Source organism: Stenotrophomonas sp. STEN046 (assembly GCF_056759755.1).
In genome coordinates, this window is record NZ_JBRRDR010000028.1 from 24,611 (window position 1) to 39,954 (window position 15,344).

Below are 15,344 nucleotides of genomic sequence, written 5' to 3' on the forward strand. Positions count from 1 at the left end.
CGCGCGGAGTGGAGTGCAGGCAGTCTAGACCAGAGGATGGTGCGTTTGTGGTGACAACGCTCACTGATGACGAGCTGCTTGCCGCACCCATACGTGTATTTGAGACGCGCTTCCTGGGGGAGGCCCATTGGGGTGCGGTGGCGTTGAGGAAGAGCATCCACGCATGGCGTGGATCTACAGCTACACTGGGCTTCTGCGCCCGATGGAATCTCGCCCATGTTGAATGGAAAAGTCGCGGTGGTCACCGGCTCCACCAGCGGTATCGGTCTTGGCATTGCCATTGCACTCGCGCGCCAAGGCGCCAACATCGTGCTGAATGGCTTCGGCGACGCGCAGGAGATCGAGCGCATCCGTTCCAGCCTGGAGACCAAGTTCGGCGTGCGAGTGGCGCATGACGGCGCTGATCTTTCGCGTGGTGAGGCAGTGCGGGAAATGATTGCCCACGCCGTTGCCACGATGGGCCGCATCGACATTCTGGTGAACAACGCGGGCATCCAGCACACCGCGTCGATCGAGGAATTTCCCGTCGAGAAGTGGGATGCGATCCTGGCACTGAATCTGTCGGCGGTGTTTCACTCAACGGCGGCGGCCTTGCCCTACATGAAGCGGCAGGGTTCCGGCCGCGTGATCAACATTGCGTCGGTGCATGGGCTGGTTGGGTCGGTGAACAAGTCTGCCTATGTGGCGGCGAAGCATGGCGTAGTGGGGTTCACCAAGGTGACCGCATTGGAGAACGCCGGCACCGGCATCACCGCCAACGCGATCTGCCCGGGTTGGGTGCGAACGGCGCTGGTCGAGCAACAGATCACCGCGTTGGCGGAGCGCGAGGGGACGGATCAGGAGTCCGCCGCCCGCGCGTTGCTGGCCGAGAAGCAGCCGTCGTTGCAGTTCGTTACGCCGGAGCAGTTGGGGGAGATGGTGGTCTTCCTGGCCTCGGATGCTGCGGCGCAGATTACCGGCACCGCCCTTCCGGTGGATGGTGGCTGGACCGCCCGGTAGTTGGTCGGCCGCTCGCCGGGCATGGCCCGGCGCTACCGGCAGGTCGGTGCGGTAGCGCCCGCGTTACCGAAGCCGGGCGGGATCAATCAGGGGAATCTCGCCGAGGGCGCCCAGCGCGACGTTGTGGCTGCAGAACCCGAACGGGCTATCCGTAGCGGGCTGCACCTGCTGGCGTGGCACGCTTTCGATGTCCTGCACTTCATCAACCGCCAGGGCGACAAGGTCCGGGCCGGCCTGCACCAGCAACATGGCCGGGCAGTCGTGAGCGAACGCGGTCAGCCCGACAGCCTGGCAGAGGTCGACCACCGGCACGGCGTGGCCACGCACGGTGAGGTGCGGGCGCGCGCCGCTGCCGGGGCGGTCAAAGGTCTCCGGGCCGCGGATTTCAACCGCGGCTTCGACATCGATGGCAAACAGATGGCTACCAACCCGCACTACAACAACTTCAATAAAGGCGGGCAACGACGGGGCCGGTTCACCGGCCGAAGAGGACGTGGGCTGCAAGAGGAACCTGTGGAAGGGTATTTAGACTGCGACGCAATGATGCCGTGTTGATGTGATGTAACGCGTACTTGACGGGTGAGCGGCCAGCACGCGTTGCATGTGTCGTTCAGCGGAATCAAGGGCCCTTCACGGGTTCGGCGGGATTGGGGGTTGCCAGCCTTGGGCTGGCACTACTTTGGCTTGGCGAAGACGTCCAGGCCCTTGCCGGTTTCCAGCAGCGATTTCAGGCTGGACAGCACGATCGGCCAGCCTTGGCGGATGCCGGTGTCCATGCCGCTGCCCGGTTCCAGCTGGTCATGGGTCACGGTCAGCTTGACCATGTCCTGGTACGGCACGATCTCGAACGTCACCCGGCTGTAGGCCTTGGGGTTGTCGGCCTGCGAGGCGCCCGCCCAGGTGATCACCAACCGGGAGGGTGGGGTGCTTTCGAGAACCTCGCCGACCAGTTCGACCTTGCGTTCGTCGTTGGCGCGCACGTGCTGCCAGCGCGAGCCAGGCTGCCAGTCCGACACGTTTTCATGACCCCAATAGGTGCGGGCGATCTCCGGGCGGGTGATCGCCTCGAACACTTTCTGCGGTGTGCTTGCGATGTAGATCACGTGGATGAAACGGGTGGATTCAGCGGTCATCGTCATTCTCCTTCCAGTTCCTGTTTGAGGTCATGCAGCAGGCTCAGGCGCTGCTGTTCGAACTTGCTGACCCAGCGCGTATAGACATCGTGCAGCGGCACCGGGTTGATGAAATGCAGCTTCTCGCGACCACGCCTGACCGTGCTGATCAGGTTGGCGTCTTCCAGCAGGCCCAGGTGCTGGGTGACCGATTGCCGGGCCATCTGCAGGTGCTCGCAGAGCTGCCCCAGCGTCTGCCCGTTGCGCGCGCACAGCAGGTCCAGCAGCGTGCGGCGCGTGGGGTCGGCCAGTGCCTTGAACACCTTGTCTGCATCCATGGGGACCTTCAGTTCCAGTTGTCGATCTTGACGTCGTGCGGGCTGGGCTGGCCGCGCCCGGTTTCCAGCAGGGCCTTCAGGCTCATCAGGAAGATGGCCCACTTGGTGCTGCAGTGCTGCATGAATTCCACGCGTTCCTTCCAGCCTTCATGGCTGAACAGCACGATGCAGTAGTCGCCGTCCTGGTGCAGGGCAAAGCGCGCGGTGGTGCCGATCCATTCCGGTGGGCCGGCGACGAATTCCCACAGGACGCGTTCGTCGGGCTGCAACTGCAGCAGCTTCATCTGCATGGCGCCGATTTCCACGCCGTTGGCGCTGAAGCGGGCGGTAAGGGTGCCGCCGACGTGGCGCTCGCCGGCGGTGTCTTCGGTCCACCAGGCAGCGACGCCTTCGGGGGTGGCCAGGGCCTGGTAGACCTGGGCCAATGGGGCTTTGATGCCGACTCTGTGTGCGATATCCACCATGACTGCAGGCTCCACGGTGGGCGGCGGGGTGCCGTCCGTGGGGTGAGAATAGGCAGGTAAATGCCTGCATGTCAACTGCGAGCCATGGATCTTCAAACGGGGGGCGGCGGCTGGCCGGCATCCTGGTGGATGTGGGTGGATGCAGTTGCCGGCCAGCGGCCGGCACTACCGGTCAATGCGGCGCAATGGACTTTTGGCCGTGGTGGTGGCGGTTGCGGAGCGGCATTCTGGGCGGAGCTGGGTGATTGCAGTTGCCGGCCAGCGGCCGGCATTACCCGCCGTTCGGGCGTGTTGAATGAAAGGAGCACTACGCGTGACTGATGCAGGAAAACAGGCGCTGACGATCCGTCGGGCCAGCGTGGCCGATGCGCCTGCGGTGCTGGGCTTGTTCGATGAGGTGATTGCGTGGTTCGTGGCCATCGGCAACCCGCAGCAATGGGGCACGGAGGCGTGGTCGTCGATTCCACGCCGCATTACCCAGGTGACCGATGCGTGTGCGTTGCCGGGTGCGTGGGTGGCCGAATCCGAGCAGGGCGAGGTGCGTGCGTTCCTGGCGCTGGGTGAGGCCATGCCTTACGTGCCTGCGGCAGCCGAACCGGAGCTCTACGTACGCGTGCTGATAGCTTCGCGCGATGCACGTGTGCGCGGGATCGGCCGCCGCCTGATGGCGTTTGCCGACGAGCAGGCGCGCGCTGCGGGACTGGATTACCTGCGCGTGGATTGCTATGGCGGTGGCAGCGGCGAGCTGGTGCGCTTCTACGAATCGTGTGGCTACGAGAGACTGTCGACCTTCAATGTGGATGGCTGGCCGGGGCAGGTGTTGGGGCGCCGACTGTGAGGTAGCTGCGTCACTGCGTCGCAGCCTTGCTGCAGCATGCAGCACACCGGTTCAGCGCTAGAGTGGAGGCATACCCCATCCAGGAAGGAGACGCGCATGTACTACAGCAGTGGGAACTATGAAGCCTTCGCCCGTCCGCGCAAGCCGGCAGGCGTGGACAACAAGACCGCCTGGTTCGTGGGTTCGGGGTTAGCCTCGCTGGCGGGTGCGGCGTTTCTGGTACGCGATGGGCGCATGCCCGGTGAGCGCATCACCATCCTTGAGCAGCAGCAGATTGCCGGCGGCGCGCTCGATGGCCTGAAGGTGCCGGAGAAGGGTTTCGTGATCCGCGGTGGCCGCGAGATGGAAGACCACTTCGAGTGCCTGTGGGATCTGTTCCGTTCGATTCCCTCGCTGGAAATCGACGATGCCAGCGTGCTGGACGAGTTCTATTGGCTCAACAAGGATGACCCGAACTATTCGCTGCAGCGTGCCACGGTCAACCGTGGCGAAGATGCACATACCGACGGCCTGTTCACCCTGAGCGAGCAGGCGCAGAAGGACATCATCGCGCTGTTCCTGGCGACCCGGCAGGAGATGGAGAACAAGCGCATCAACGAGGTGCTGGGCCGCGATTTCCTCGACAGCAATTTCTGGCTGTACTGGCGCACGATGTTCGCGTTCGAGGAATGGCACTCGGCGCTGGAGATGAAGCTGTACCTGCATCGCTTCATCCACCATATCGGTGGACTGCCGGATTTCTCTGCGCTGAAGTTCACCAAGTACAACCAGTACGAATCGCTGGTGCTGCCGCTGGTGAAGTGGCTGCAGGAACATGGCGTGCGGTTCCAGTACGGCACCGAAGTGACCGATGTGGACTTCGATCTGCAGCAAGGGCGCAAGCAGGCCACGCGCATCCACTGGACGCGGGATGGTCAGGCCGGCGGGGTGGACCTGGGCGCGGACGATCTGCTGTTCATGACGATCGGCTCGCTGACCGAGAATTCCGACAACGGCGACCACCACACCGCAGCGCGCTTGAATGAAGGACCGGCACCGGCGTGGGACCTGTGGCGGCGCATCGCGGCGAAGGACACGGCATTCGGGCGCCCGGATGTATTCGGTGCGCATATTGCCGAAACCAAGTGGGAGTCGGCGACGGTGACCACGCTGGACCCACGTATTCCGGCGTACATCGAGAAGATCGCCAAGCGTGACCCGTTCAGCGGCAAGGTGGTGACCGGCGGCATCGTGAGCGTGCGCGATTCACGCTGGTTGATGAGCTGGACGGTGAACCGGCAGCCGCACTTCAAGAACCAGCCGAAGGACCAGATCGTGGTCTGGGTGTATTCGCTGTTCGTGGATACGCCGGGCGACTACATCAAGAAACCGATGCAGGACTGTACGGGTGAGGAGATCACCCGCGAGTGGCTGTACCACCTGGGTGTGCCGGTGGAGGAGATCGATGAACTGGCTGCGACCGGGGCGAAGACGGTACCGGTGATGATGCCGTACATCACTGCGTTCTTCATGCCGCGCCAGGCCGGTGACCGCCCGGATGTTGTGCCGGAAGCGGCGGTGAACTTTGCCTTCATCGGCCAGTTCGCCGAATCGAAGCAGCGCGACTGCATCTTCACCACCGAGTATTCGGTGCGCACGCCGATGGAGGCGGTGTACACGCTGCTGGGCATCGAGCGCGGCGTGCCGGAGGTGTTCAATTCCACCTATGACGTGCGCACGTTGCTGGCGGCGACCGGTCGACTTCGCGATGGCAAGGAGCTGGACATTCCCGGGCCGGCGTTCCTGCGCAACCTGCTGATGAACAAGCTGGACAAGACCCAGATTGGTGGGCTGTTGCGCGAGTTCAAGCTGGTGCAGGACGACTGAGCGAGCGGGGTGTGGGGGCGCCGGGCGATGCCCGGCGGCTTCTTTCGGCGCCGCTTCGCTCGCCGGGCATGGACCGGCGCTACCGTCTGGAACTACGCCGCGCTGTCGGTGGAGCGGCTGAGGTTTTCCCAGGCATCGATGCGTTCGGTCATGGCGGCCAGCTTGCCGCGTACCAGGTGCAGGGCGTCGCTGCCCAACAGCAGATGCGTGGGTGGGTTGGGGTTGTCGATCACCTGCAGCATGGCCTGCGCGGCCTTGATCGGGTCGCCCAGCTGGTGGCCGCTCTTCTGTTCGCGCGCGCTGCGGATGGGGTCGAACAGTGCGTCGTAGTCGTGGATGCTGCGCGCGGCACGCACCATCGAACGGCCGGCCCAGTCAGTGCGGAATGAACCGGGCGCTACGGCAGTGACGTGGATACCGAACGGTGCCACTTCCTCGCCCAGCACTTCGCTGATGCCTTCCAGCGCGAACTTGCTGCCGCAGTACCAGGCGATGCCGGGCAGGGTGATGAAGCCGCCCATGGAGGTGATATTGAGGATGTGGCCACGGCGGCGCGCGCGCATGTGCGGCAGCACGGCCTTGATCAGCGCGGCGGGGCCGAACACGTTTACTTCGAACTGATGGCGCAGCTCGTCCAGCGTGGATTCTTCGAGGATGCCTTCGTGGCCATAGCCGGCGTTGTTGACCAGTACGTCGATGGCGCCGATGTCGGCTTCGACGCTGGCGACCAGTGCATCGATGGCGGCGGCGTCGGTGACGTCCAGCAGGCGGCCGACGGCGCGGCCGGGGGCCAGGGCTTCGAATTGCTGGCGGGCCGGTTCGCTGCGCACGGTGCCGACCACGCGGTGGCCGGCCAGCAGCGCCTGCTGGGCCAGGGCGCGACCGAAGCCGCTGCTGACGCCGGTGATGAGGAGGAGGCGGGATACGGTCATGGGCGAGCGCTCGTCGTTGGGGTCTTGCACATTAGTGATTGAGTGCGGGGGCGCCCAGGCCTAAGCTTCGGCCATTCTTGCCTATTCCTGTTGGTTGGCTGATGCGATCGCCCGATGATCCGCTGCAACATCCCACCCAGGCCCGCATGGTCGGCCTGCTGCAGGCGCTGGCTGTGGAGGAGGGTTACACGCTGACGGCCGTGCCCGGTGTGCGGCTGCTGCGTTCGAACCGGCCGCTGGCGCGCACGCCGGTGCTGTACGACCCGGGCATCGTGATCGTCTGCCAAGGCGTGAAGCGCGGTTACCTGGGCGACCAGGTCTACCAGTACGACGCGCAGCACTACTTGGCGGTGTCGGTGCCGGTGCCGTTCACCATGGAAACCGAGGCCACGCCAGAAGCGCCGCTGCTGGCGATCTACCTGCATCTGGATCTGCAGGTGGCGGCGGATCTGCTGATTGAACTGGGCGAGCGCGCGGCCAGTACCGAGGCGCCGGCACAGAGCATGGTGTCCAGCCCGATGCAGGGCGCGATGCAGGCCACCGTGCTGCGGTTGCTGGAGGCGCTGGCCGATCCGCTGGAAGCGGCGGTGCTGGGCCCGGCATTGGTGCGCGAGCTGTACTTCCGGGTGCTGACCGGTGCCCAGGGCGGGGTGATGCGCGAGGCACTGGCGATGCGCGGGCAGTTCGGCCGCATCGGCAAGGTGTTGCGGCATATCCATGCGGCCTATCCGACGGCGCTGGATGTGGACGGGCTGGCGGTGGAGGCGGGGATGAGCGTGGCGGCGTTCCACGAGCACTTCCGCCGCATTACCGGTACCACGCCGATGCAGTACGTGAAGTCCACGCGGCTGCACCAGGCGCGGTTGCTGATGGTGCGGCAGGGCATGACGGCTGAAGCCGCTTCGCTGGCAGTGGGGTATGCCAGCCCGTCGCAGTTCAATCGGGAGTTCAAGCGCTTGTTCGGGTTGCCGCCGGCGGCCGAAGTGGCGCGCATGCGGCGGAGTTTTGCGTTGCCGCCGGCGCCGGCCGATGCGGTGTTCGTGTCTTCGCACTGACCGCTGCGCTCGCCGGGCCATGCCCGGCGGGTGCGGGGTTGACAGGCAATCTACCTACTAGTAGGTTTGCACCCCATGAAAGCGTCGCTCTCCCCCAAGGCCCTTGAGATCCTGGCCCACGCCCGTTCGTTGCTGGAAGCTGGTGGCTACAACGGTTTCAGCTACGCCGACGTGTCGGCCCGGGTGAGCATCAGCAAGGCCAGCATCCATCATCATTTTCCCAGCAAGGCCGATCTGGTCCGCACGGTGGTGGAGCTGTATCGCGCCGAGGCGCGCGAGGGCCTGGCGCTGCTGGACCGGCAGCTGGGCGATCCGTTGCTGGCGCTCAACGCCTACGTGGATTACTGGTCCAGCTGCATTGCCGGCGGCACCTCGTCGTTCTGCATCTGCGCGATGCTGGCAGCGGAAGCGCCGATGATCCCGGCTGAAATTGCCGAGGAAGTGCGCGGGCACTTCGAGGATCTGAGTGGCTGGCTGACGATCACGCTGGAAAAGGGCGCAGCGCAGGGACAGTTGCGGCTGCAGGGCGCCGCGGCCGACGAGGCCAGGGCGTTCATGTCTTCGGTACATGGTGCGATGCTGGCGGCGCGTGGCTTTGGTGATCCGGCGACATTCGCGGTGCTGGCTCGATTGGCGCTCGCACGGGTCAGCGCGAACGCCTGAATGGTGTGTGGTGGGCCTGCGGCAGCGCGGGCCTTTTCTTTGTCATTTCAGCCTACCAACTAGTAGGTTCATTCACTTCAGCAGAGGTTGCCATGAGTCACCCGCTTTCTCTCCTGGGCATTGCGCATACCGCAATCAGCCTGATCCCCGTCGCTGCCGGCCTGTACGGTTTCATCCGGTATCGCGCCATCGATCCGGCAACGCGCGCAGGCAAGCTCTATCTGCTCGGATTGGTGCTTTCAGTGGCCACGTCATTCACCGTTTCCAGCACCGGCGGGCTCAATCCTGGCCACGCCTTTGGGGTGGTGATCCTGCTGATTGCGTTCGGCGGGATGCTGGCGGCACGACTGCGTTTCCTCGGCCGTGTGGCGCCGTATCTGTCGACGTTCGCGTTGTCTTTCAGCTTCCTGCTGTCGCTGGTGCCCGGGGTGAATGAAACGCTGACACGGTTGCCGGTGGCGCACCCTATTGCGGCGGCGCCGCTGGCACCGGTGATCCTGCAGACGTTGCTGGGGTGTGCGGTGGTATTCGTGATCGGGTTTGTGGCGCAGTGCTGGATGATCCACGCGCAGCGCAACCACTCAGCCCGCTGAGTCCATTACCGTCCCGTCCTGGCCGACCATCCGGTCAAGAAGCTTTGGCAGGTCACGCTCCCAACGCATATGTGCGTCCCAACCGTCCCGGGTTGCCTTGGTGGTCACCGGGTCCTTCATCTGCTGATCGCCTAGGAGGGCCAACGCTTTGCTTGGCAGACGGCCCTGCTCGCGGCTGTCGTACAAGGGGGTTCCCTTCCAGTCGAACATGCGGATGGCAACACGTGGCTCCGCGTAGATGCCATCCAGCTTTTCGGGAAGCAGAGCGTCGATCGGCTTGCACAACTCAGGACGCATATGGCGTCCGCAGCCGTTGAGTTCGAAGGAGCGCGCGAACCGTTGCTGCATTGCGAGCTCGGCCTGCAATGGATGCACGACCAAGCAGCGGATCTCTATTCGGTAGCGATGGTTGAACAGGTGCTCGACAAGACGATCCAGGTTGGTCGTTTCCGTTGGCATGTCGACCAGCAGGTTGATCCGCTCCTGCACGCCTGCCGAGATCAGGTCATTGGCCCAATACACTGCATCGGCGCGCACCTTCTCCGCCCAGGTGTAGGGATGTCGCTCGCGCATCGCAGCACTCTGCGGGTGGTATTCGACCAGTTCCTCATCGGAAACGGTGAGGACATCGTAATGCAGCTCACGCTTGGCCAGATGTACAAGCCCATGGCTCGATGTGCCCGGCGGCCGGACCAGCACGATGGCCGCCGGATGGGTGTGTTGATGGAAGGCGACGAGGTCGGCCACACCCAGGATGTGGTTCCTGAAGATCCTTCCATGCTCGACGGGCTCAAGCTGGTAGGCGACTACGTCGGTCATGACCGGCTCCCGTTGAAATGAGCCCACAGTTCATCCAGATTGTGCAGGCCGCCATTGCGCGAGTGCGCATGCTGCATCAGCAGGAGTTGCTGCTCCGCTGCCTGGACGATCGCGGTGTCGCCATCGGCTTGGACCTGCTCCAGCCGGATGCGGGCACGGGTGATGAAGTTTGCCAACTTGGATTCCAGCACCCAGACAGCAACTTCAAATAGCGGCGTGCTGTGAGCGGGCTGGTTCACCACGGTGGCCAAACCGTGCTCGAGCTCTTCGATGAGGGCTGGATAACGGTCCAGCAGGTCCCGGATGTAGGCGGGCAGAGGAGGACTGCGCATTGGAGGAGGTCCATTTCCAGACAACGGGATTCATACTCAACCTACACCAGGCTGTAGCGTCCCGCGAGGTTGAATGCGCCAACTTCGGCAGTTTGGCCGTGAAGACTGCGCGTTCGCGGTTTAGCCGATTGATCGCGACGGTTCAGCAGCGCGCACCAGGCTCAGTCCGCCAGCGGTGTCGGTGCATCTTCACCGTAGATCGCATAGGCGCTGCCGCAGGTCGCATGTGTCGCTGCGCTTGCGGGCAGGCCAGTCGCTCTGATGCCACGCCGCGCATTGCCGGCGGACACTTCAACGTAGCGCTCGGCGGCCAATGTGCCGTCGGGCAGTACATACAGCAGCACGCGCAGCAGGGTCGATTGCCCGTCCAGCAGGAACGGCTGGCGGAATGCGGGAACCTGCACGCGCGCGCGGTGCCATTTCTGCGGGTCAGCGGTGGTCTGCCAACGGACCTGCAGCGGCCGGTCGAGATTCAACAGTGCAACACCGGTGGTGTGGTTGGTTGCAGTGCACGCGGCCGGGGGCGGGGGAATGGGCGCGATCGCCTCATCGCCTATGTCCAGCGCCACACCATCGATTTCCAGGCGCACGATCGGCGCGGTGCCGTAGTTGTGCGTCTTGAACTGCACCAGCCCTTCCACGCGGCTGCGCTCGAGCTCGTATTCGGTGGCGCCGGCCAGCCGTGCCAGTGCGGGTGCGACCTCGACGTGGTCGGCATAGTGGTAGTACAGGTGCACGATGCCTGGGCCGCCCGATGTGCCCCACACGCGGGTAAGCGCGGCGGTATCGGGGTAGGGCTGGCGATGCAGCGGCAGGGGCGTGCCGCTGCCGCCGGGCGGAGCGCCGTAGCGGTACTGGTCGACGCCTGGCTTCAGCCGGGCGTTGTCGTAGGGGAACGCAGTGTCTGCATCGGACTGCGCGTTCGGGTAGCGGTGGAAGGCCACAAAGTGCTCCGGTACCTGCCAATCCATGGGCAGGTCGGGGCCGGCGCCGGAATAGGTAGAGGCATAGGGCGAGGTATCCAGCCACAGTGCGTTGCCGCTGAGGTTGATATGGGTTTCGGCGATGGCTGCGCGCGAGCCGCCGATGGCGGTATCCACTGTGCTGCGCCGCGCTTGCCCCACCGGCACGATGAGCATCGCGGCCGCAGTAGGCAGCAACAGCACGGCATGCACGCGGCCAGGCAAACGCCCGCGCTCGCGCACCATGTAGCGGGCCCAGGCCAGCACCAGCAGTAGCAGCAGTGGCACGCCTACCCAAAGTGCGAGGGTGGCCAGCGCGACCACGCCCCAGCCGAGATTCGGGGTGCAGACCGCGACCAGGCTGAGCGCGGCGATGACGCTGGCCAGCAGCAGCGAAATGCCGATGCCGAAACGGTAGTTCCTGTACGGGGTGGCAGTCATCACCGTTCCATCGGCAGGCTGGGGCATGCCTGCATCTTGCCCGGTGGATGCCTGTGTGGAAAGTCGCGCTGCGTAGTGTTGTGGGGCCGGGTCAGCAGCCCACCAGCCGATCGGCGCCGAAGCCGCCGCGATGCTGGCTGCGATATTCGGTAGGGCTGGCATCGACCATGCCACGGAAGTGCCGGCGGAACGATTCCTGCGAACCGAACCCGGCCTGCTCGGCCACCCACTGCAGCGGACGGTCGGTGGTTTCCAGCAGTTCGCGGGCGAAGGCCACCCGTTCGCGGATGAGCCAGTCGATGGGCGACAGGCCGGTGGCTTCGAGGAACTGCCGCTGTAGCGTGCGCTGGCTCAGTGCGGCCTGTTCGGCCAAGCTGGCCAACGAGTGGGTGTCGCGCAGGTTGCGCCGCATCCACTCCATCAGTTTCGCCAGCCGGGTGGGTTCGCCCAGCGGAATGGCGCGGCTGACGCGCTGGCTGCGCTCGGCATCGCGCCAGGGCGCCAGCACCAGCCGTTCGGCCACCAGGTTGGCCACGCGCGCGCCGTAATCCTTGCGCACCATGTGCAGCATCATGTCCATGCCAGTGGCCGAACCGGCCGAGGTGACGATGCTGCCGGCATCGACGTACAGCACGTCGTCGCGGACGTGGATGCGTGGGAACTCACGGGCGAGGGTTTCGGTGAGGCGCCAGTGCGTGGTGGCCTGGCGGCCGTCGAGCAGGCCGGCCCAGGCGAGCACGAATGCGCCGGAGCAGATGGAGGTGATGCGCGCGCCGCGTGCGTGGGCGCGAGTGAGGGCATCGAGCAGGGCCTGCGGTGGGCGCTCGCTGGGTTCGCGCCAACCCGGAATGACGATGATGTCGGCGTCGTCGACAGCGCTCAGATCGTAGGGCAGCTGCACCTGTGCGCTGCCGAGCATGCGCAGCGCGCCGGGTTCGCCTGCGCACAGCTGGGTGCGGTACCAGGCCACGCCAAGTTCAGGGCGGATGGGCGCGAACAGACCGACCGCGCAGCCGAACTCGAACAGCCCCTGGCCGTGGCAGGCGACGATGGCGACGGTGGGGGCGGTCGGTTCGGCGGTCATGCCTGGATGCTAACGAGCCGGCTGCGGCGAGCGCAGTGGCATGCCGGCATGTGGTGATGCCAGCGGGGCATATGGGCAAACGGCGGGTTCCCTTGGTTCTGCAGGTCTGCTGCCGTGCGTAAGGTCATTACCAGTGGTCATGTGGCTGGCCGGATATGACGGTTGGGTGACGCGATATCGGCTGTTGTGGCACGGGCCTGGGCCGTTGAATGGGGCTGTATCTCCGGCCCACCCCCACGAGCCCCCATGCCTGCTGCCTACCTTCCTGCGCTGTCCACGCTTTCCCTCCTGATTGCAGCGGCACTGGCTGCTGCCCCGGCGCATGCAGCCGATGCCGATGCGCCATCGGCGACCACCGCCACCTCTGCCACCCTTGCCGCGTCCACGCTGGATGCGGTGGTGGTGACCGGTTCGCGCACCAGCACGCGCACGGTGAAGAACAGCTCGACACCGATCGATGTGATCTCGGCCGAGGACCTGGCCGCGACCGGCCAGGCCAACCTGCTGGAAGCGCTGCAGCGCAGTTTGCCGTCGCTGAGCCAGATTGGCGGCTACCAGAGTGACCAGGAAAGCCTTATCCGCGGCTATCAGCTGCGCAATCTGTCACCGGGTTACACGCTGGTGCTGGTGAACGGCAAACGCCGTAACGCCAGCGCCTATGTGAGCGGTGCCAACGGCGGTGGCTACCCGGGCCACGCTTGGGCCGACCTGGCACTGATTCCGGTAGCGGCCATCGACCACGTGGAGGTGCTGCGCGATGGTGCGTCGGCGATCTACGGTTCGGATGCGATCACCGGGGTGATCAACGTGATCCTGAAATCGCAGGCGCACGGTGGTGATGTGTCGGTGGAAAGCGGGCAGAGCATCGATGGCGATGGCAGCCGCACCAGTGTGCGCGCCAACATCGGTCTGCCATGGGGTGCCGATGGCTTCGTCAATCTTTCCGGCGAGAGCACGCGGCAGCACCATGCGATCCGCACGCGACGCTACATCGATGGCTACCTGAGCTACCCGGCGGTGGATGGTAATGGCAACCTGGTGGCACTGCGGCCGAACAACCGGCTGCCGGCCGGGGCGTCGCCGAATCCGGCTGAGGCCGGGCGCGATGCCGAGGCCAACATCATCCTCAGTTCGCCCTCGTATGCGCTGAAAGCCTTCGCGCTGAACGTGGGCCATGGACTGGGCGAAAGCGCGCAGTTCTACGCCAACGCCACGGCCAGCGATCGCACCGCGCAGGCGATCCAGAACTTCCGGCTGCCAGCAACGATCTTCACCACCTACAAGGTGCCGGGCGTGCTGAGCGTGTTTCCCGACGGCTTCCTGCCGGTGCTGGAAACCAAGGAAAAGCAGTACACCGGCACGGCGGGGGTGAAAGGGCAGGTGGCGGGCTGGGACTACGACCTGAGCCTGACCGGCAACCGCAATACGGTGCGTACCTATACACGCAATTCGGTGAACTATTCACTGCCGTACCCGGGTTCGCCCACCGACTTCTACGACGGCAAGCTGGACTACCAGCAGGGCATCGCCAACCTGGACCTGCGCCGTGGCTTCGAGGTGGCCGCGTTTGCTTCGCCGCTGGAAGTAAGTGCCGGCGCCGAGTACCAGCACGAGCAGTATGAGCGCGGGGCCGGGCAGTGGGAGTCGTACACCGGATTCGGTGCGGCTGCCTTCGTCGGCTATTCCACCGCCGACGCGGTGAAGGCCACGCGCAACAGCAAGGCGGTATACGCCGGTGCAGCGACCAACATCACCGCGCGCTGGTACCTGGATGCGGCCGCGCGCTGGGAAGACCATTCCGACTTCGGCACAGTGTCGACCGGGCGGCTGACCACGCGCTTCGACTTCACCGATGCGCTGGGCGTGCGTGCCACGGTGAGCAACGGCTTCCATGCGCCCAGCCTGGGGGCGCAGTACTACCAGGCTACCGGCAGCTGCCCGTGCGGTACCACGCTGGTGGCACAGGTGTCGTCGCCTGCGGCGGTGGCGCTGGGGGCAACTGCATTGAAGCCGGAGAAGGCCACCAACTACAGCCTTGGCGTGACCTGGGACCCGAGCCCGGCGTTCCATCTGGCGGTGGATGCCTACCAGATCGATATCCGTGGCCAGCTGGGGCAGTCCAGCCAGATCGGTTACAACGCTCAGGACCCGGCGCGGGTGACCGACAACAGCGGCACCGTGCTGAGTGCCGCGCAGAAGAACACCATCGACGCGCTGTTGGGAACAGCAGGCATCAGCATCCTGCCCGGTGATGCCTTCTATGCCAGCTACTTCACCAACGTGGGTGATACCCGTACGCGCGGCGTGGAGCTGACCCTGGAAGCCAACCAGGAGACGCCGTGGGGCAAGCTGCGCTGGAGCTATGCGGCGAACGTGGGGCGTACCACGGTGCAGAAGGTCAGTGCGATCCCACAGGCGTTGCAGGGTTTGCCGAACATCAATCTGCTGACCAAGTCGGGCGAGTACGCGCTGCGCTTCCGCACGCCGTCGTACACGCAGGTGGCCGGCCTGGGCTGGCAGCACGGGCGCTGGCGCTCAAACGTGGATTTCACCTACTACGGCCCGATCAAGCGGTTGAACAACGGCGTGGAGTACAAGCAGCCCCCGGTGCTGGTGACCAACCTGTCCGGTGGCGTGGAGCTGGGCGCTGGCTGGAGCGCGGCGCTGGGCATCAACAACCTGTTCGACAAGCGCACGCGCAAGGTACCCGGGTACGCACGCAGTGCAACCGATGTGGCCAGCATTGAAACCACCTGGGACAGCGGTGATGTGCTGAGCAATATCGGGACGTTCTGGTACGGGCGCGTCAACTACCGGTTCTGAGGTTCATGCAAAGCGTCGCCGGG

16 protein-coding genes are annotated in these 15,344 nt (G+C 65.1%); 7 read left to right on the top strand and 9 right to left on the bottom strand.

Going from position 1 to position 15,344, the window contains the following annotated elements; all coding sequences use genetic code 11:
- Positions 1–216: 216 nt before the first annotated feature.
- Positions 217–999: a 3-hydroxybutyrate dehydrogenase gene (locus ACVOLJ_RS13620; protein WP_481564346.1), complete on the top strand. Its 783-nt coding sequence runs from the start codon at positions 217–219 to the stop codon at positions 997–999.
- Between the two features lie 63 nt (positions 1,000–1,062).
- On the opposite strand, the gene ACVOLJ_RS13625 is transcribed toward ACVOLJ_RS13620, so the two are convergent.
- The 4 genes from ACVOLJ_RS13625 to ACVOLJ_RS13640 form a co-directional block, all read right to left on the bottom strand.
- Positions 1,063–1,461 carry a chemotaxis protein CheW gene (locus tag ACVOLJ_RS13625; protein ID WP_481564347.1) on the bottom strand — a complete coding sequence of 133 codons (399 nt, stop codon included), beginning with the start codon at positions 1,459–1,461 and terminating at the stop codon, positions 1,063–1,065.
- 212 nt (positions 1,462–1,673) lie between these two features.
- Positions 1,674–2,132: an SRPBCC family protein gene (locus tag ACVOLJ_RS13630; protein ID WP_481564348.1), complete on the bottom strand. Its 459-nt coding sequence runs from the start codon at positions 2,130–2,132 to the stop codon at positions 1,674–1,676.
- Positions 2,133–2,134: 2 nt separating this feature from the next.
- A complete protein-coding gene (locus ACVOLJ_RS13635; protein WP_099783727.1) occupies positions 2,135–2,449 on the bottom strand; it encodes an ArsR/SmtB family transcription factor in 315 nt (104 codons plus the stop codon).
- Positions 2,450–2,457: 8 nt separating this feature from the next.
- Complete coding sequence (locus ACVOLJ_RS13640) at positions 2,458–2,913, bottom strand: SRPBCC family protein (RefSeq protein ID WP_481564349.1); 456 nt, start codon at positions 2,911–2,913, stop codon at positions 2,458–2,460.
- A gap of 313 nt (positions 2,914–3,226) precedes the next feature.
- Between ACVOLJ_RS13640 and ACVOLJ_RS13645 the strand changes: the two genes are divergently transcribed.
- Both ACVOLJ_RS13645 and ACVOLJ_RS13650 read left to right on the top strand, forming a co-directional pair.
- On the top strand, positions 3,227–3,751 hold the full coding sequence (locus tag ACVOLJ_RS13645) for an N-acetyltransferase family protein (RefSeq protein WP_475279661.1): 525 nt from the start codon (positions 3,227–3,229) through the stop codon (positions 3,749–3,751).
- A 96-nt stretch (positions 3,752–3,847) separates the two neighbouring features.
- Positions 3,848–5,617 (top strand): oleate hydratase, encoded by a 1,770-nt coding sequence (locus tag ACVOLJ_RS13650; RefSeq protein WP_481564350.1) that lies wholly within the window; start codon positions 3,848–3,850, stop codon positions 5,615–5,617.
- Between the two features lie 92 nt (positions 5,618–5,709).
- Here ACVOLJ_RS13650 and ACVOLJ_RS13655 read toward each other — a convergent pair whose 3' ends face one another.
- Positions 5,710–6,549: an oxidoreductase gene (locus ACVOLJ_RS13655; protein WP_481564351.1), complete on the bottom strand. Its 840-nt coding sequence runs from the start codon at positions 6,547–6,549 to the stop codon at positions 5,710–5,712.
- A 101-nt stretch (positions 6,550–6,650) separates the two neighbouring features.
- Between ACVOLJ_RS13655 and ACVOLJ_RS13660 the strand changes: the two genes are divergently transcribed.
- The 3 genes from ACVOLJ_RS13660 (at position 6,651) to ACVOLJ_RS13670 (ending at position 8,860) form a co-directional block, all read left to right on the top strand.
- Positions 6,651–7,604, top strand: a complete 954-nt coding sequence (locus tag ACVOLJ_RS13660) for an AraC family transcriptional regulator (protein ID WP_481564352.1) — start codon at positions 6,651–6,653, stop codon at positions 7,602–7,604.
- Positions 7,605–7,679: 75 nt separating this feature from the next.
- Positions 7,680–8,267, top strand: coding sequence for a TetR/AcrR family transcriptional regulator (locus tag ACVOLJ_RS13665; RefSeq protein ID WP_475279665.1), 588 nt, complete (start codon positions 7,680–7,682; stop codon positions 8,265–8,267).
- Positions 8,268–8,359: 92 nt separating this feature from the next.
- On the top strand, positions 8,360–8,860 hold the full coding sequence (locus ACVOLJ_RS13670) for a hypothetical protein (RefSeq protein WP_481564353.1): 501 nt from the start codon (positions 8,360–8,362) through the stop codon (positions 8,858–8,860).
- Here ACVOLJ_RS13670 and ACVOLJ_RS13675 read toward each other — a convergent pair.
- The 4 genes from ACVOLJ_RS13675 to ACVOLJ_RS13690 form a co-directional block, all read right to left on the bottom strand.
- On the bottom strand, positions 8,849–9,679 hold the full coding sequence (locus ACVOLJ_RS13675) for a zeta toxin family protein (protein ID WP_481564354.1): 831 nt from the start codon (positions 9,677–9,679) through the stop codon (positions 8,849–8,851). The genes ACVOLJ_RS13670 and ACVOLJ_RS13675 overlap by 12 nt on opposite strands.
- Positions 9,676–10,011, bottom strand: a complete 336-nt coding sequence (locus ACVOLJ_RS13680) for a hypothetical protein (RefSeq protein ID WP_481564355.1) — start codon at positions 10,009–10,011, stop codon at positions 9,676–9,678. The genes ACVOLJ_RS13675 and ACVOLJ_RS13680 overlap by 4 nt, the downstream gene beginning before the upstream one ends.
- A 161-nt stretch (positions 10,012–10,172) precedes the next feature.
- A complete protein-coding gene (locus ACVOLJ_RS13685) occupies positions 10,173–11,414 on the bottom strand; it encodes a hypothetical protein (protein WP_481564356.1) in 1,242 nt (413 codons plus the stop codon).
- 91 nt (positions 11,415–11,505) lie between these two features.
- Positions 11,506–12,498 carry a helix-turn-helix domain-containing protein gene (locus ACVOLJ_RS13690; RefSeq protein ID WP_475279669.1) on the bottom strand — a complete coding sequence of 331 codons (993 nt, stop codon included), beginning with the start codon at positions 12,496–12,498 and terminating at the stop codon, positions 11,506–11,508.
- A gap of 246 nt (positions 12,499–12,744) precedes the next feature.
- On the opposite strand from ACVOLJ_RS13690, the gene ACVOLJ_RS13695 reads away from it, so the two are divergent.
- Complete coding sequence (locus tag ACVOLJ_RS13695; protein WP_481564357.1) at positions 12,745–15,321, top strand: TonB-dependent receptor plug domain-containing protein; 2,577 nt, start codon at positions 12,745–12,747, stop codon at positions 15,319–15,321.
- Positions 15,322–15,344: the final 23 nt, after the last annotated feature.

Excerpts from the sequence above, each read along its gene's own strand:
- ACVOLJ_RS13620 (WP_481564346.1), top strand. The coding sequence starts at position 217 with ATGTTGAATGGAAAAGTCGCGGTGGTCACCGGCTCCACCAGCGGTATC.
- ACVOLJ_RS13630 (WP_481564348.1), bottom strand. The coding sequence starts at position 2,132 with ATGACCGCTGAATCCACCCGTTTCATCCACGTGATCTACATCGCAAGC.
- ACVOLJ_RS13635 (WP_099783727.1), bottom strand. The coding sequence starts at position 2,449 with ATGGATGCAGACAAGGTGTTCAAGGCACTGGCCGACCCCACGCGCCGC.
- ACVOLJ_RS13640 (WP_481564349.1), bottom strand. The coding sequence starts at position 2,913 with ATGGTGGATATCGCACACAGAGTCGGCATCAAAGCCCCATTGGCCCAG.
- ACVOLJ_RS13650 (WP_481564350.1), top strand. The coding sequence starts at position 3,848 with ATGTACTACAGCAGTGGGAACTATGAAGCCTTCGCCCGTCCGCGCAAG.
- ACVOLJ_RS13655 (WP_481564351.1), bottom strand. The coding sequence starts at position 6,549 with ATGACCGTATCCCGCCTCCTCCTCATCACCGGCGTCAGCAGCGGCTTC.
- ACVOLJ_RS13660 (WP_481564352.1), top strand. The coding sequence starts at position 6,651 with ATGCGATCGCCCGATGATCCGCTGCAACATCCCACCCAGGCCCGCATG.
- ACVOLJ_RS13665 (WP_475279665.1), top strand. The coding sequence starts at position 7,680 with ATGAAAGCGTCGCTCTCCCCCAAGGCCCTTGAGATCCTGGCCCACGCC.
- ACVOLJ_RS13670 (WP_481564353.1), top strand. The coding sequence starts at position 8,360 with ATGAGTCACCCGCTTTCTCTCCTGGGCATTGCGCATACCGCAATCAGC.
- ACVOLJ_RS13675 (WP_481564354.1), bottom strand. The coding sequence starts at position 9,679 with ATGACCGACGTAGTCGCCTACCAGCTTGAGCCCGTCGAGCATGGAAGG.
- ACVOLJ_RS13680 (WP_481564355.1), bottom strand. The coding sequence starts at position 10,011 with ATGCGCAGTCCTCCTCTGCCCGCCTACATCCGGGACCTGCTGGACCGT.
- ACVOLJ_RS13685 (WP_481564356.1), bottom strand. The coding sequence starts at position 11,414 with ATGACTGCCACCCCGTACAGGAACTACCGTTTCGGCATCGGCATTTCG.
- ACVOLJ_RS13690 (WP_475279669.1), bottom strand. The coding sequence starts at position 12,498 with ATGACCGCCGAACCGACCGCCCCCACCGTCGCCATCGTCGCCTGCCAC.
- ACVOLJ_RS13695 (WP_481564357.1), top strand. The coding sequence starts at position 12,745 with ATGCCTGCTGCCTACCTTCCTGCGCTGTCCACGCTTTCCCTCCTGATT.